Source organism: Agromyces cerinus subsp. cerinus (genome assembly GCF_900142065.1).
Taxonomy (GTDB): Bacteria; Actinomycetota; Actinomycetes; order Actinomycetales; family Microbacteriaceae; genus Agromyces; species Agromyces cerinus.
In genome coordinates this window covers 14,878-29,696 of sequence record NZ_FSRJ01000004.1, presented here as the reverse complement: position 1 = coordinate 29,696, position 14,819 = coordinate 14,878, and the positions used below count along the sequence as shown (strand labels likewise).

The following is a 14,819-nucleotide window of genomic DNA, read 5'->3' as shown; positions in this document are numbered from 1 at the left end:
AGCCGGCTCCGACACGGTCGGACTAGGATGCTGTGACTGTGCCGACTCGCAAGGCGCGACCGCGATGACTAGGACAGTGAATGAGTGAATTCAACAAGACCCCCCGCCTCGTGCTGCTCCCGGCGGTCGACGTCGCCGGCGGCAAGGCGGTGCGCCTGACCAAGGGCGAGGCCGGCACCGAGACCAGCTACGGCGACCCTGTCGACGCTGCGGTCGAGTGGGCCGATCAGGGCGCGGAGTGGATCCACCTCGTCGACCTCGACGCCGCGTTCGGACGCGGTTCGAACGCGGCCGTGCTGAAGAAGACCATCCGTCAGGTGCGCGGTGTCAACGTCGAACTCTCCGGCGGCATCCGCGACGACGAGTCGCTCGAGCACGCCCTCGAGATCGGCGCCAAGCGCATCAACCTCGGGACCGCTGCGCTCGAGAACCCCGAATGGGCCGCCTCCGTGATCGCGCAGTACGGCGAGGCGATCGCCGTCGGACTCGACGTGCGCGGCACCACGCTCGCGGCTCGCGGCTGGACGAAGGACGGCGGTGACCTCTGGCAGGTCATGGAGCGCCTCGAGGAGGCCGGCGCCGCGCGCTACGTCGTCACCGACGTCACGAAGGACGGCACACTGCAGGGCCCGAACCTCGACCTGCTCCGTCAGGTGATGGAACGCACGCACCGACCCGTGGTCGCGTCGGGAGGCATCTCGAGCCTCGACGACATCGTGGCGCTGCGCGAACTGGTTCCGCTCGGCCTCGAGGGAACGATCGTGGGCAAGGCCCTGTACGCAGGCGCGTTCACCCTGGTCGAGGCATTGGATGTCGCGTCGCAGTGACTGCTGACGCTGGCGAGGGTCGCACCGGCGACAACGCCGCTGCCGCCGACTCCGCCGGTGTGCCCTGGGCCGGGCGATCCTTCCAGCCCAACACGCACGCCTCCGACGACGGCCGGGCGCCCGAGGCGCTCGCCGCCGCCCTCGACGCGTTCCGCACCGGCGATGCCGGGCAGGCGCCCGTGGTGGCGGAGTTCGCGCGTTCCCGCCTCCTGATCCCGCTGCTCGCCGCACTCGGCGACGGCGGATCCGAGGTCGGCGCGCACGGCCTCGCGGTCGACAAGAGCCAGGAGCTCTCGATCGTGACGGTGCAGGGTCCCGACGGCCGCAAGGTGCTGCCCGTGTTCGCCTCGGTCGAGGCGATGTCGCGGTGGAATCCGCTCGCGAGACCCGTGCCCGCCGACGGCGTGCGCGTCGCGCTGGCGGCAGCCGACGACGGCACCGATCTCGTCGTGCTCGATCCGGGATCGCCGACCGAGTTCGTGCTGCGCCGCCCGGCGGTGTGGTCCGTCGCACAGGCGCACGAGTGGCAGCCACCGTTCGAGTCGCCCGCCGTCGGCGCCGCCTTCCGGGCGTCGATCGAGCGCGAGCTCGCCGTGCTCGGCGTGACCCTGCTCCCGGGCGACCCGACGGCCCGCCTCACGGGACCCGAGCTCGTCGTGCGGCTCGAGCTCGTCGCCGGCCTGAGCCGTGAGGAGCTCGACGCGATCACGGCACGGCTCGCGCACCGCTGGGCGGCCGACGACGTGATCGCGACGTCGGTGGATTCGCTGACGGTGAAGCTCGTCGGCACGCCCGCCGGCTGAGCCGGCTCCCCGCAGCCCTTCGAGCGGCCGCGGTGCCGCCAAGCGGAGTGGTCGCCGCCCGGCCGAGCCGTTGACCACGCCAGCGAACCAGCGCACAATCGGTGGTGTGCGCTCGTCGCACGGAATCCAGGTGCGCCATGACTGATGCGAACACGACGGACGGCGCGGCGGTTGGGGCCGCCGAGACAGCGGATGCCTCGTACGACGCGGTCATCGAGGCATCCGGCCGCCACGCACGCGCGTGGCTGTCAGGGGTGCGCGAACGACCGATCCCGCCGCAGGCGAGCGCCGACGCCATCAAGGACCGCCTCGGGCGCGAGCTGCCGGAGGCAGGGGAGCCAGACCTCGAGGTTCTCGCGCGCCTGGCCGAGGGCGTCGAGCCCGGCCTCATCGCGATCGGCTCGCCGCGCTTCTACGGCTGGGTGATCGGCGGCACGCAACCCGTTGCGCTCGGCGCGGACTGGCTCGTCTCCGCGTGGGACCAGAACACGGGGCTCCGAGCGATCACGCCGGGCGCGGTGGCCGTCGAGGAGCTCGCCGGCGAATGGCTGCTCGAACTGCTCGGCCTGCCGCCGCAGAGCGACGTGGGCTTCACGACGGGCGCCACCATGGCGCAGTTCTCGTGCATGGCGGCTGCGCGGGGCGAGGTGCTGCGCCGGGCGGGCTGGGACGTCGAGGCGGCGGGGCTCGCGGGCGGCCCGCCGATACGGTTCATCGCCGGCGACGAGCGCCACGGCACCATGGACCTCGCAGCACGGTACCTGGGGTTGGGTGCGCCCATCACGGTGCCCGCCGACGAGCAGGGGCGCATCCGCGTCGACGAGCTGGCTGACGTGCTCTCCCAAGGCGAGGGCCCGGCGATCGTCGCGCTCCAGGCCGGCAACATCCACTCCGGTGCGTTCGACGACTTCACCGCCGCGATCGAGGCGGCGCACGCGGCGGGGGCGTGGGTGCACGTCGACGGCGCATTCGGGCTCTGGGCGGCGGCGTCGCCGTCGCTCCGCCACCTGACCGCGGGGTACGAGGCCGCCGACTCGTGGTCGACCGACGCCCACAAGACCCTCAACGTGCCCTACGACTGCGGCATCGCGATCGTGCGGGATCCGGCTGCGATGCGGCGGGCGCTCGGCATGCACGCGAGCTACCTGCAGGCGACCGAGGTCGGCGCCGACCCCCACGAGAAGGCGCCCGAGCTGTCGCGGCGGGCCCGGGGCGTGCCGACCTGGGCGGTGCTCCGCTCGCTCGGTCGCGACGGCGTCGCGCGACTCGTCGACGGTCTGGCGGAGGCCGCACGCGGCATCGCCGACGGCGTCGGTGCCCTTCCGGGAGTGGAGGTGCTGAACGACGTCGTCTTCACCCAGGTCTGCATCGCGCTCGACAGCGACGAGGCGACCGAAGCTCTCAGCGAGCGACTCTGGAACGCGGGAGAGGTGCTCGCCATGACGTCGCGCTGGCACGGCCGCGCGGTCGTGCGGTTCTCGGTGAGCAACTGGCGAACGGATGCCGCGGAGGTGCGTCGCACGGTCGACGCGGTCGCCCGTGAGCTGTCGGCGATGCGGGCCGAGGCCGGTCCGGAACGATGACCTCGGCAGGCGCAGCAGCCCCGGCGTCGGCGGCATCCGCTTGAATGGACACATGACGGAGGCGCTCGACGCGTTCTCGCCCGCGACCAAGGCGTGGTTCACCGAGTCGTTCAGCGCGCCCACCACCGTGCAGAACGGCGCATGGCAGGCGATCTCGCGCGGCGAGCACTCGCTCGTGGTCGCACCGACCGGCTCGGGCAAGACCCTCGCGGCCTTCCTCTGGGCGATCGACCGGCTGCACCACGAGGGGGCCGATGCCGAATCGACCGGCACGCGCGTCATCTACCTCTCGCCGCTGAAGGCGCTCGGCGTCGACGTCGAACGCAACCTCAGGGCGCCGCTCGTCGGCATCGCCCGCACCGCGGCGGCGCACGGCATGGAGGTGCCAGAGGTCTCCGTCGGGGTGCGCTCCGGGGACACCCCGCCCGGCGAACGCCGGCGGCTGGTGACGCACCCGCCCGAGATCCTCATCACGACGCCCGAGTCGCTCTTCCTCATGCTGACCTCCGCGGCGCGTGAGACCCTTCGCGGCGTGCAGACGGTGATCATCGACGAGATCCACGCGCTCGCCGGCACGAAGCGCGGTTCGCATCTCGCGCTCTCGCTCGAGCGGCTCGACGAGCTCACGGCCGCGCCGGTGCAGCGCATCGGGTTGTCGGCGACGGTGCGACCCCACGAGGAGGTGGCGCGGTTCCTCGGCGGCACCCGAGCGGTCACGATCGTTGCGCCGGCCTCGGGCAAGCGGTTCGACCTGCGGGTCACGGTGCCAGTCGACGACCTCTCCGACCTCGCGGGCGAGACGGGCGCAGGCACGGTGTGGCCGCACGTCGAGGAGGCGATCCTCGACGAGGTGCTCGCCCACCGTTCCACGATCGTCTTCGCGAACTCCCGGCGTCTCGCCGAGCGGTTGACGGCACGGCTCAACGAGCTGTGGGCCGAGCGCACCGCGGTGCCGATCGAGGCGCTCACGGTGCCGGCGGCCGCGCCGGCGGCGGCGAAACGAACGCCGGCAGAGGCGGTCGGCGCCTCGGGCATCACGACCGGAGCCCCACCCGTGATCGCGCGATCGCATCACGGCTCGGTGAGCAAGGAGGAGCGCGCCCTCGTCGAAGACGACCTGAAGTCGGGGCGGCTCCGCTGCGTCGTGGCGACCTCGAGCCTCGAGCTCGGCATCGACATGGGCGCCGTCGACCTCGTCATGCAGGTGGAATCGCCGCCCTCGGTCGCGAGTGGGCTGCAGCGGCTCGGCAGGGCCGGTCACCAGGTCGGCGAGGTCTCGAAGGGCCTCATCTTCCCGAAGCACCGCGCCGACGTGCTGCACTCGGCGGTCGTCGCAGAGCGCATGATCGGCGGGGCGATCGAAGAGCTCCGTATCCCCGCGAACCCGCTCGACGTGCTGGCACAGCAGACGATCGCGGCGACCGCGCTCGACGAATGGGACGTGGAGGCGTGGTTCGAGCTCGTGCGGCGGGCGGCGCCGTATGCCGCACTGCCGCGATCGGCGTTCGACGCCACGCTCGACCTGCTCGCGGGTCGGTACCCGTCCGACCGCTTCGGCGAGCTCCGTGCCCGCATCGTCTGGGACCGCGACGCCGGCACCATCGTCGGCCGCCGAGGCGCCCAGCGCCTCGCGGTCACGAGTGGCGGCACGATTCCCGACCGTGGCCTCTTCGGTGTCTTCATGGTCGGCGAGGCCGGGCCGGGACGCCGTGTCGGCGAGCTCGACGAAGAGATGGTCTACGAGTCGCGGGTCGGCGACGTCTTCGCCCTCGGCGCCACGAGCTGGCGCATTCAAGAGATCACGCACGACCGGGTGCTCGTCGCGCCGGCGTTCGGCGAGCCGGGTCGCCTGCCGTTCTGGAAGGGCGACGGCATCGGCCGCCCGGCCGAGCTCGGGGCGGCGATCGGCGGGTTCATCGCCGAGCTCTCGGGCGCACCGGCATCCGACGCCCTCGCTCGCAGCCGTGCTGCCGGCCTCGACGAGCGCGCCGCCTCGAACCTCGTGAAGTTCATCGACGACCAGCGCGCGGCGACCCGGGTCGTGCCCGATGCCACGAACCTCGTGGTCGAACGATTCCGCGACGAACTCGGCGACTGGCGCATCGTGCTGCACTCGCCCTACGGCATGCGCGTGCATGCGCCGTGGGCGCTCGCCATCGGCGCGCGAGTGCGCGAGCAGAGCGGCGTCGACTCCAATGCCGTGGCGAGCGACGACGGCATCGTGCTGCGCATGCCCGACACGGGCGACGATCCGCCCGGCGCCGAGCTCTTCGCGTTCGAGCCCGCCGAGCTCACCGAGCTCGTCACGGCGAATGTCGGCGGTTCGGCGCTGTTCGCAGCGCGGTTCCGCGAGTGCGCGGCTCGAGCGCTCATCCTGCCGCGGTCGAACCCGGGCAAGCGATCCCCGCTCTGGCAGCAGCGGCAGCGGGCATCGCAACTGCTCGAGGTCGCGCGCGACTTCCCCGAGTTCCCGATCGTGCTCGAAGCGGTGCGCGAGTGCCTGCAAGACGTGTACGACCTGCCGGCCCTCACCCGTCTCGCCGAGCGCATCGAGCGCCGCGAACTCCGATTCGTCGACGTGACGACCGAGTCGCCGAGCCCCTTCGCGTCGAGCCTGCTCTTCGGGTACGTGGGTGCGTTCATGTACGAGGGCGACGCCCCGCTCGCCGAGCGACGGGCGGCGGCGCTCTCGCTCGACCCGGCGCTGCTCGCCGAACTGCTCGGCACGGTCGAGCTGCGAGAGCTGCTCGACCCCGAGGTGGTCGACGAGGTCGAGCGCATGCTCCAGCGCGTCCACCCCGAGCGCCTCGCGCGAGGCGAGGAGGGCGTCGCGGACCTGCTGGGCGACCTGGGCCCGCTCACGGCCGACGAGGTGGCGGCGAGGGTCGACGACGAGACGGATGCCGCAGCGGCGCTCGCCGCACTCGTCGCGGCACGTCGGGCGGCACCGGTGAGCTTCGCCGGCCAGTCGTGGTTCGTCGCCGTCGAAGACGTCAGCAGGCTGCGCGATGCGCTCGGGGTGCCGATCCCGCCGGGGCTGCCCGAGGTGTTCGGCGAGGGGGTGCGCGACCCGCTCGGCGATCTCGTCGCCCGCTACGCCCGCACGCACGGCCCGTTCACCGTGCCGGCGCTGGCCGCACGCTTCGGCATCGGCCAGGCCGTGGCATCCGCTGCGCTCGCGAGGCTCGGCGGGGAGCGCCGCGTCGTCGAGGGCGAGTTCCTGCCGCACGGGTCGGGCATGGAATGGTGCGACAGCGGGGTGCTCCGGCGCATCCGTCGACGCTCGCTCGCGGTGCTGCGCAACGAGGTCGAACCGGTCGAGCCCCGCGAGTTCGCGCGGTTCCTGCCGGCCTGGCAGCACGTGGGCGGCAAGCTCAGCGGTGTCGACGGCGTCGCCGCGGTGATCGAGCAGCTCGAGGGCGCGCGCATCCCCGCCTCGGCGTGGGAGGCGTACGTGCTGCCGGCCAGGGTCGCCGACTACCGGCCGGGCATGCTCGACGAGCTGACCGCATCGGGCGAGGTGCTCTGGGCCGGCACCGGGTCGCTCGGCGGCGACGACGGGTGGATCAGCCTGCACCTCGCCGAGACGGCCGAGCTCACGCTGCCTGCACCCGCGGCCGCACCACTCGACCCACTCGAGACCGAGCTCATCGCGGTGCTCGGCGGCGGCGGAGGATTCTTCTTCCGGCAGTTGGCCGAGGCCGTCGGCTCCGAAGACGACCGCGCACTCGCCGACGCGCTCTGGCGTCTCGTCTGGGCCGGGCTCGTGACCAACGACACCTTCGCCCCGGTGCGCGGCCTGCTGGCAGGGGGAGGAGCGCACAAGACCGCGGCCCCGACCCCTCGGGCCCGGCTCCGGGCGGGTTCGCTCTCACGACGCTCGCTCGCGGCCACCGTGCAGGCCGGGCGCACGGCCGCTGCCCGGGCCAACCCGCCGAGGGCCGCCGGGCGCTGGTCGGTGCTGCCGCTCGCGAGCAGTGCTGCCACACCGCGGGCGCATGCCCTCGGCGAGGCCCTGCTCGAGCGGTACGGCATCGTCACGCGCGGCTCGGTCATGGCCGAGGCGCACGTCGGCGGGTTCGCACTCGCGTATCGCACGCTCTCGGGCTTCGAGGACTCCGGGCGGGTGCGTCGGGGCTACTTCATCGACGGTCAGGGCGGGGCGCAGTTCGCGACGGGCGCCGCCGTCGACCGCCTCCGCGCGGCGCCGAAGGGCGAGGCGGTCGCGCTCGCGGCCACCGATCCGGCCAATCCGTTCGGCGCAGCCCTCGACTGGCCCGAGCTGCCGGGTGACACCGCGCATCGTCCGGGGCGCAAGGCCGGCGCCTTCGTCGCCGTCGTCGACGGCGAGGCGGTGCTCTATCTCGAACGCGGCGGACGCACGACCCTGGTCTTCACCGACGACGCGACGGCGCTGGCCGCGGCGACCGCGGCACTCGCCGCAGCGCTCATCCGGGGCCGTACCGAGCGGCTCCGGGTGGAGACGGTGAACGGCGGCGCGGTGTTCGGGTCCGTGCTCGACCTGCCGCTGCGCGCCGCCGGATTCCGGGAGACCCCGAGAGGGCTGCGCTTCGATGCCAGAGGGTGACACCGTCTACCGGGCGGCCCGCCAGCTCGACACGGCACTCGCCGGCCGCAGCGTGACCCGCTCCGACTTCCGCGTCCCCGCGCTCGCCGAGGTGGACCTGGCGGGCGAGCCGGTGCACTCCGTCGTGAGCCGAGGCAAGCACCTCCTGATGCGCATCGGCGGGGTCGTCGTGCACTCGCACCTGAAGATGGAGGGGGAGTGGCGGGTGTTCCGCCACGGTCAGCCGTGGCGACGGCCTGCCTGGCAGGCGCGCGCGATCATCGAGGTTCCGGATGCCTCGGCGGTCGGTTTCGACCTCGGCACCCTCGAACTGTTCGGCGCGGCCGAAGAGGCGGAACGGCTCGCCCACCTCGGCCCCGACCTCCTCGGCCCCGACTGGGACGCCGAAGAGGCCGTGCGCCGGCTCGCGAGCTCGCCCGAGACGCCGATCGCGGTCGCCCTCGCCGAGCAGCGCAATCTCGCCGGGCTCGGCAACGTCTACGTCAACGAGGTGTGCTTCCTCCGGGGCATCCTGCCGGCCCGGCCGGTCGGCGAGGTCGAACTCGCACCCGTGGTCGCGCTCGCGAGCCGCGTCATCCGTGCCAACCGCGATCGTGCAGTGCGCACGACCACCGGCGACACGCATCGGGGCCGACAACTCTGGGTCCACGGCCGCGGCGGCGAGGCGTGCCGTCGTTGCGGCACGCTCATCGAGCACGGCCGCCTCGGGCGGAACGCCGTCGAGCTGCGCGAAACCTGGTGGTGCCCGAACTGCCAGCGTTAGCGCGCCGTCAGCCCGGCCGGGCTCAGCTGACCGGGCCGGTCCACTTCTCGCCGGGGCCCTTGCCGATCGGGTCGGGGATGACGGATGCCTCGCGGAACGCGAGTTGCAGCGAACGCAGGCCGTCGCGCAGCGAGCGCGCGTGCATGTCGCTGATCTCGGGGGCGCCGGCCGTGATGAGCCCGGCGAGGGCGTTGATGAGCTTTCGCGCCTCGTCGAGGTCGATCTGCTCTTCGGGGTCTTCGGCCAGCCCGACCTTCACGGCGGCGGCGCTCATGAGGTGCACGGCGGCGGTCGTGATGATCTCGACTGCGGGGACCTCGGCGATGTCGCGGGTGGCGCCCTCGACCGTGGTCTCGTCTGAACTACTGTTCACGGATTTCCTCTGCTAGACTACTTCGGGCTCCGGGGCTTCACCCCGGTACGAAAGTGGAGATTCTCCCACCCGCGCATACCGCTTCATCAAGGTTACCGGGTCATTGCACTCCGCTCCCACGTCGCAAGACGGGGGAGTAGGTAGGGTGCCGCATGAAAAGTACGGTGGAAATCCGTGCACGCATGCGCGAATTTCTCCTTTCGTCGTCGGGCGGCAACCGCCTCCCGACCGAGCGAAACAGCTTGAGTAGAGGAGAACACGCATCAGCGATCCCCGTACAAACGACCGTATCCGCGTCCCCGAGGTTCGACTCGTGGGGCCTGCCGGAGAGCAGGTCGGCGTCGTGAAGATCGAGGTGGCCCTGCGGCTCGCGCAGGAGGCCGACCTCGATCTCGTCGAGGTCGCTCCGAACTCGAAGCCGCCGGTCGCGAAGATCATGGACTACGGCAAGTTCAAGTACGAGGCTGCGCAGAAGGCGAAAGAGGCCCGGCGCAACCAGGCGAACACCATCCTCAAAGAGGTGCGGTTCCGTCTCAAGATCGACAAGCACGACTACGAGACCAAGATGAAGCGCGCCATCGGCTTCCTGAAGGCCGGCGACAAGGTCAAGGCGATGATCCTCTTCCGCGGTCGCGAGCAGTCGCGCCCCGAGATGGGCGTCCGCCTGCTCCAGCGCTTCGCCGAAGACGTGGCCGAGTACGGCACCGTCGAGCACAACCCCACGATCGATGGCCGCAACATGGTCATGGTCATCGGGCCACTCAAGAACAAGGCCGAGGCCAAGGCCGAAGCCAATGCACAGCGTGCTGCAGCGAAGGCGCGGCCGGCGGCGGATGCCCCGGCCGACGACGACGCGCAGACGGCCGAGCCCATCGAGGGCTGAGCCAAACATCCCCGTCCGTCACTCGCGTGACGGCAGAACCAAGGAGAAATACGAGATGCCGAAGCAGAAGACCCACTCCGGGTCCAAGAAGCGCTTCAAGATCACCGGCAGCGGCAAGATCAAGAAGCAGCAGGCCGGTATGCGCCACAACCTCGAGGTCAAGTCCTCGAAGCGCAAGGCCCGTCTGAACCAGGACAAGGTCGTGTCGGCCCCCGACGCCAAGGTCATCAAGAAGCTTCTCGGCCACTGAGCCGGCAGCATACACAGCCGATTCAGGCCCATTAAGGAAGAAACAGAGTCATGGCAAGAGTGAAGCGGGCGGTCAACGCCCACAAGAAGCGCCGGGTCATTCTCGAGCGCGCCAGTGGTTACCGCGGCCAGCGTTCGCGTCTCTACCGCAAGGCCAAGGAGCAGGTCACCCACTCCCTCGTCTACGCGTACCGCGACCGCCGCCAGAAGAAGGGCGACTTCCGTCGCCTCTGGATCCAGCGCATCAACGCCGCGTCGCGTGCGAACGGCCTCACGTACAACCGCCTGATCCAGGGCCTCGGCCTTGCAGGCATCGGCGTCGACCGTCGCATCCTCGCCGACCTCGCGGTCAACGAGCCCGCGACGTTCGCCGCACTGGTCGAGTCGGCCAAGAAGGCACTCCCGGCCGACACCTCGGCTCCGAAGACCGCCGCGTAAGCAGCGACTTCAGCCTTCGAACGGCCCGGCACCCTCTGCTGCACCAGCAGGGAGTGCCGGGCCGTTCCGCGTTCCCCCAATAGAATCAAGGCATGCTCGAGAATCCCCGATCGCCCCGCGTGCGCGCAGTGGCGAAGCTCGCCCGCAAGGCCGCACGTGTCGAGAGCGGCATGTTCCTGCTCGAAGGCCCCCAGGCGGTGGCCGAGGCGCTGACCTTCCGGTCCGAACTCGTCATCGAGCTGTTCGCCACGCCGACCGCGCTCGAGCGCTACCCCGAACTCGCCGAGGCCGCGGCCTCGGCGGAGGTCGAGATCGAGTTCGTCACCGAAGAGGTGCTCGACTCGATGGCCGACACCGTGACGCCGCAGGGGTTCGTGGCCGTCTGCCGCCAGTTCCCGACCGCGGTGAAAGACGTCTTCGCGGCCAAGCCGAAGCTCGTCGCCATTCTCGAAGAGGTGCGCGATCCGGGCAACGCCGGCACGATCGTGCGCGCGGCCGACGCTGCGGGCGCCGACGCCGTCATCTTCACGGGGCGCACGGTCGACCTCTACAACCCGAAGGTCGTCCGCTCCTCGACGGGGTCGATCTTCCACCTGCCCGTCGCCATCGGCGCCGAACTCGCCGACGTACTCGTGCGGGCACGGGCCGCGGGCCTCACGGTGCTCGCCGCCGATGTGAAGGGCGACGACCTGCTCTCCGCCCGCAACGACGGGGTGCTCGCCGGGCCGACCGCCTGGGTGTTCGGCAACGAGGCCAGAGGCCTGCCCGACGAACAGCTCGAGCTCGCCGATCGCGTGGTCACCGTGCCGATCTACGGGCACGCCGAGTCGATGAACCTCGCGACCGCGGCATCCGTCTGCCTGTACGAGAGCGCCTTCGCGCAGCGCACCGCTGATCACGGTTAGGTAACCACTGCCGCACTCCGTGTCGCTGGGCCGTCGCTGGCCCTAACTTTGGGGGTATGGAGCCAACGCAGCCTGCCCCGCCGACCTCGAACATCTCGGTGCGTCGCGGTGAGCCGCTCGTGGTCATCGACCACGTCGACAAGCACTACGGCGAGCTGCACGTGCTCAACGACATCAACACCGTCGTGAACCGCGGCGAGGTCGTCGTCGTCATCGGTCCGAGCGGTTCGGGCAAGTCGACGCTCTGCCGTGCGATCAACCGCCTCGAGACCATCGACTCGGGCTCGATCGCCATCGACGGCGTGGCGCTGCCCGAAGAGGGTGCCGCGCTCGCGAAGCTGCGTGCCGACGTCGGCATGGTGTTCCAGTCGTTCAACCTCTTCGCGCACAAGACGGTGCTCGAGAACGTGACGCTCGCGCCGATCAGGGTCAAGCGGATGTCGCGCAAAGACGCCGAGGCGAAGGCGATGGAGCTGCTCGAGCGCGTCGGCGTCGCGAACCAGGCGAAGAAGCTCCCGGCCCAGCTCTCGGGCGGTCAGCAGCAGCGCGTCGCCATCGCGCGTTCGCTCGCGATGAACCCCAAACTCATCCTCATGGACGAGCCGACGAGCGCGCTCGACCCCGAGATGATCAACGAGGTGCTCGACGTGATGATCGGCCTGGCCAAAGACGGCATGACCATGATCGTCGTCACGCACGAGATGGGCTTCGCCCGGAAGGCCGCCGACCGGGTGCTGTTCATGGCCGACGGGAAGATCGTCGAAGAGGCGACGCCCGCCGAGTTCTTCGACAACCCGCAGTCCGACCGTGCGAAGGACTTCCTCTCGAAGATCCTCGAGCACTAGAGACCTGCGCCGACGCGGTCGGCGAGGAACCATCACACAGGAGAAGAGGCAGAGACATGAAACGCATGAGAATGGCACTCGTCGCGGCGGCAGCAGTGTCGGCGCTCGCGCTGGCCGGCTGCGCCGGCGACGGCGGAACGGAGGAGCCCTCGGCTGAACCGGCGCCCACCTTCGAAGCCGGAACCACCATGGCGAAGCTCTCCGAGGCCGGCAAGATCACCGTCGGCACGAAGTTCGACCAGCCGCTCTTCGGCCTGAAGGGGCCGTCGGGCGACCCCGAGGGCTTCGACGTCGAGATCGCGAAGATCATCGCGAGCGAACTCGGCATCGACGAGGAGAACATCACCTGGACCGAGGCGGTCTCGGCGAACCGTGAACCGTTCATCGAGAACGGCGACGTCGACATCGTGGTCGCGACGTACACGATCAACGACAAGCGCAAGGAGGTCGTCTCCTTCGCCGGTCCGTACTACATGGCCGGTCAGTCGATCCTCGTGCTCGCCGACAACGACGACATCACGAGCGAAGAAGATCTCGTCGGCCAGCCCGTGTGCTCGGTCACCGGCTCCACGCCTGCGGCCAACCTGAAGGAGCTCGGCGCCGAGGTCATCGAGACCGACACGTACAGCAACTGCCTCGAGCCGCTCCGCAGCGGCCAGGTCGTCGCGGTGTCGACCGACAACGTGATCCTCGCCGGCCTCGCGGCCCAGAACGAGGGCGAGTTCAAGGTCGTCGGCGAGCCCTTCACCGAAGAGCCCTACGGCATCGGCCTCGCGCTCGACGACACCGACTTCCGCATGTGGATCAACGACGTGCTCGAAGAGGCCTACGAAGACGGTCGCTACGAGGAGGCGTGGAACTCCACCGCCGGAGCCGTGCTGCCGTACGTCGACCCGCCGGCTGTCGACCGCTACTGATCGGAACGAGTCCCGGGCGGAGACCGCCCGGGACTCGTCCCACCCCCACTGACCGGAACGGAGACGCGTGGACGCCGTCATCGAGAACCTGCCGATTTACCTCGAGGGCTTCAGGATGACCCTGCTGCTGCTCGTGGTGAGCGGCGTCGCGGCCCTCATCCTCGGCACGATCGTCGCGGCGATGCGCATCTCTCCGATCGGGTCGCTGCGGGCTTTCGCGACGGTCTACACGGAGCTCGTGCGCAACACTCCGCTCACGCTCGTGCTCCTCTTCTGCGCGATCATCCTGCCGTACCTCGGCTCGCGCCTCGACTACGTGACCGCGGCGATGATCGGTCTCGCCGTCTACACCTCGCCGTTCGTGGCCGAAGCCCTCCGCTCGGGCATCAACGGCGTGCCGCTCGGGCAGGCCGAGGCCGCACGCAGCGTCGGGCTCGGCTTCACGCAGACGGTCAGTCTCGTGGTGATGCCGCAGGCGTTCCGCATGACGATCCCGCCGCTCATCAATGTCTTCATCGCCCTGACGAAGAACACCTCGGTCGCCGGCGGCTTCTTCGTCTTCGAACTCTTCGCCGCGACCCGCGAGATCGCGAACGCGAACGGCGACGCGGTCATCGCGATCCTGCTGGCCGCTGCGACCCTCTATCTCCTGGTGACGGTGCCGCTCGGCATCCTGGCCGGCCGTCTCGAACGCAAGTGGGTGGTGCAGCGATGAGCCACTCATCGGTCCTCTTCGACGCTCCCGGTCCGAAGGCTCGTCGTGCTTCGCTGATCTCGTCGATCGTCACGGGTGTCGTGATCGTCGGCGGTCTCGCCTGGATGGTCTGGACCCTCGCGCAACCCCGCGAGAGCGGCGGCATCATCCTGCCCGGCTTCTTCGACGCGAGCCGCTGGAACATCTTCGCCGACCCCGAGGTCTGGCAGTTCATCATCTTCGACGGCGTGCTCGGCACCCTGCGGGCGGCCCTCACGGCGGCGGTCTTCGCAATCGCGATCGGCGTGCTGTTCTCGTTGCTGCGCAGCTCCGAGCATGCCTGGATCCGCGTGCCCACCTCGGTCGTGCTCGAGTTCCTGCGCGGCATGCCGGTGCTGCTCATGATGCTGTTCATCCTGCTCGTGCTCGACACCGGTTCGTTCTGGGCCGTGGTCATCGCGCTCAGCCTCTACAACGGCGCCATCATCGGCGAGGCACTGCGTGCCGGCCTCGCCGCGCTTCCCCGCGGGCAGCGCGAAGCCGGCCTCAGCCTCGGCATGCGGCCGCTGCAGTCGAAGATGCTCGTGGAGTTCCCGCAGGCGTTCCGCCAGATGCTGCCGATCATCGTCGCCCAGCTCGTGGTGCTCCTGAAGGACACCTCGCTCGGGTTCATCGTCGGATACACCGAACTGCTGCGCGTCAACATGAACTACCTCGCCAGCTTCTACGGCAACCGGTACCTGTTCTCGCTGTTCGTCGTGACGCTCGTGCTCTACCTGATCATGAACCTCTCGCTGTCGTGGTTCGCACGCTGGCTCTCCAAGCGCACGGCGTCGAAGTCGAGCGGCGCGAGGCTCGACCCTGACAATCCGAACCAGGCGATCCTCATGGCCGAGGCGACGGCCGCAGCGCGCAAGTCCGAAGACAACAGCCCGCGCTAATCATCACGAC

Annotated in this window: 14 protein-coding genes; 13 read left to right on the top strand and 1 reads right to left on the bottom strand. The window is 70.3% G+C overall.

Annotated elements, in window-relative coordinates; translation table 11 throughout:
• Positions 1 to 80 precede the first annotated feature (80 nt).
• The 5 genes from priA to BUR99_RS14360 all read left to right on the top strand — a co-directional run bounded on the left by priA (position 81) and on the right by BUR99_RS14360 (position 8,564).
• The gene (priA, locus tag BUR99_RS14380) at positions 81 to 827 is read left to right on the top strand and encodes a bifunctional 1-(5-phosphoribosyl)-5-((5-phosphoribosylamino)methylideneamino)imidazole-4-carboxamide isomerase/phosphoribosylanthranilate isomerase PriA (RefSeq protein ID WP_074261096.1); all 747 of its coding nucleotides are present in this window, start codon (positions 81 to 83) and stop codon (positions 825 to 827) included.
• Entirely contained in the window at positions 824 to 1,630 is an 807-nt protein-coding gene (locus tag BUR99_RS14375; protein ID WP_074261095.1) for an SseB family protein, read from the top strand. The genes priA and BUR99_RS14375 overlap by 4 nt, the downstream gene beginning before the upstream one ends.
• A gap of 137 nt (positions 1,631 to 1,767) precedes the next feature.
• On the top strand, positions 1,768 to 3,213 hold the full coding sequence (locus BUR99_RS14370; RefSeq protein ID WP_084184038.1) for a pyridoxal phosphate-dependent decarboxylase family protein: 1,446 nt from the start codon (positions 1,768 to 1,770) through the stop codon (positions 3,211 to 3,213).
• A 52-nt stretch (positions 3,214 to 3,265) separates the two neighbouring features.
• Positions 3,266 to 7,801, top strand: coding sequence for an ATP-dependent helicase (locus BUR99_RS14365; protein ID WP_074261094.1), 4,536 nt, complete (start codon positions 3,266 to 3,268; stop codon positions 7,799 to 7,801).
• A complete protein-coding gene (locus tag BUR99_RS14360) occupies positions 7,788 to 8,564 on the top strand; it encodes a DNA-formamidopyrimidine glycosylase family protein (protein ID WP_074261093.1) in 777 nt (258 codons plus the stop codon). The genes BUR99_RS14365 and BUR99_RS14360 overlap by 14 nt, the downstream gene beginning before the upstream one ends.
• A 22-nt stretch (positions 8,565 to 8,586) precedes the next feature.
• On the opposite strand, the gene BUR99_RS14355 is transcribed toward BUR99_RS14360, so the two are convergent.
• A complete protein-coding gene (locus BUR99_RS14355; protein ID WP_074261092.1) occupies positions 8,587 to 8,937 on the bottom strand; it encodes a DUF1844 domain-containing protein in 351 nt (116 codons plus the stop codon).
• 262 nt (positions 8,938 to 9,199) lie between these two features.
• Here BUR99_RS14355 and infC point away from each other — a divergent pair, with 262 nt between their 5' ends.
• The 8 genes from infC to BUR99_RS14315 all read left to right on the top strand — a co-directional run bounded on the left by infC (position 9,200) and on the right by BUR99_RS14315 (position 14,809).
• Positions 9,200 to 9,820 carry a translation initiation factor IF-3 gene (gene infC / locus BUR99_RS14350; RefSeq protein WP_074261091.1) on the top strand — a complete coding sequence of 207 codons (621 nt, stop codon included), beginning with the start codon at positions 9,200 to 9,202 and terminating at the stop codon, positions 9,818 to 9,820.
• A gap of 55 nt (positions 9,821 to 9,875) precedes the next feature.
• Positions 9,876 to 10,070 carry a 50S ribosomal protein L35 gene (rpmI, locus tag BUR99_RS14345; protein WP_056657888.1) on the top strand — a complete coding sequence of 65 codons (195 nt, stop codon included), beginning with the start codon at positions 9,876 to 9,878 and terminating at the stop codon, positions 10,068 to 10,070.
• A gap of 50 nt (positions 10,071 to 10,120) precedes the next feature.
• Positions 10,121 to 10,507, top strand: a complete 387-nt coding sequence (gene rplT / locus BUR99_RS14340) for a 50S ribosomal protein L20 (protein WP_074261090.1) — start codon at positions 10,121 to 10,123, stop codon at positions 10,505 to 10,507.
• Between the two features lie 92 nt (positions 10,508 to 10,599).
• Entirely contained in the window at positions 10,600 to 11,412 is an 813-nt protein-coding gene (locus tag BUR99_RS14335; protein ID WP_074261089.1) for a TrmH family RNA methyltransferase, read from the top strand.
• Positions 11,413 to 11,468: 56 nt separating this feature from the next.
• Entirely contained in the window at positions 11,469 to 12,257 is a 789-nt protein-coding gene (locus BUR99_RS14330; protein WP_074261088.1) for an amino acid ABC transporter ATP-binding protein, read from the top strand.
• 56 nt (positions 12,258 to 12,313) lie between these two features.
• Positions 12,314 to 13,174, top strand: coding sequence for a glutamate ABC transporter substrate-binding protein (locus BUR99_RS14325; protein WP_074261087.1), 861 nt, complete (start codon positions 12,314 to 12,316; stop codon positions 13,172 to 13,174).
• A gap of 67 nt (positions 13,175 to 13,241) precedes the next feature.
• Entirely contained in the window at positions 13,242 to 13,889 is a 648-nt protein-coding gene (locus tag BUR99_RS14320; protein ID WP_074261086.1) for an amino acid ABC transporter permease, read from the top strand.
• Complete coding sequence (locus BUR99_RS14315; RefSeq protein ID WP_074261085.1) at positions 13,886 to 14,809, top strand: amino acid ABC transporter permease; 924 nt, start codon at positions 13,886 to 13,888, stop codon at positions 14,807 to 14,809. Before BUR99_RS14320 ends, BUR99_RS14315 begins: the two co-directional genes overlap by 4 nt.
• The last annotated feature ends 10 nt before the right edge of the window (positions 14,810 to 14,819 follow it).

Excerpts from the sequence above, each read along its gene's own strand:
- BUR99_RS14325 (WP_074261087.1), top strand. The coding sequence starts at position 12,314 with ATGAAACGCATGAGAATGGCACTCGTCGCGGCGGCAGCAGTGTCGGCG.
- rplT (WP_074261090.1), top strand. The coding sequence starts at position 10,121 with ATGGCAAGAGTGAAGCGGGCGGTCAACGCCCACAAGAAGCGCCGGGTC.
- rpmI (WP_056657888.1), top strand. The coding sequence starts at position 9,876 with ATGCCGAAGCAGAAGACCCACTCCGGGTCCAAGAAGCGCTTCAAGATC.
- BUR99_RS14370 (WP_084184038.1), top strand. The coding sequence starts at position 1,768 with ATGACTGATGCGAACACGACGGACGGCGCGGCGGTTGGGGCCGCCGAG.
- BUR99_RS14330 (WP_074261088.1), top strand. The coding sequence starts at position 11,469 with ATGGAGCCAACGCAGCCTGCCCCGCCGACCTCGAACATCTCGGTGCGT.
- BUR99_RS14360 (WP_074261093.1), top strand. The coding sequence starts at position 7,788 with ATGCCAGAGGGTGACACCGTCTACCGGGCGGCCCGCCAGCTCGACACG.
- priA (WP_074261096.1), top strand. The coding sequence starts at position 81 with ATGAGTGAATTCAACAAGACCCCCCGCCTCGTGCTGCTCCCGGCGGTC.
- BUR99_RS14315 (WP_074261085.1), top strand. The coding sequence starts at position 13,886 with ATGAGCCACTCATCGGTCCTCTTCGACGCTCCCGGTCCGAAGGCTCGT.
- BUR99_RS14365 (WP_074261094.1), top strand. The coding sequence starts at position 3,266 with ATGACGGAGGCGCTCGACGCGTTCTCGCCCGCGACCAAGGCGTGGTTC.
- BUR99_RS14335 (WP_074261089.1), top strand. The coding sequence starts at position 10,600 with ATGCTCGAGAATCCCCGATCGCCCCGCGTGCGCGCAGTGGCGAAGCTC.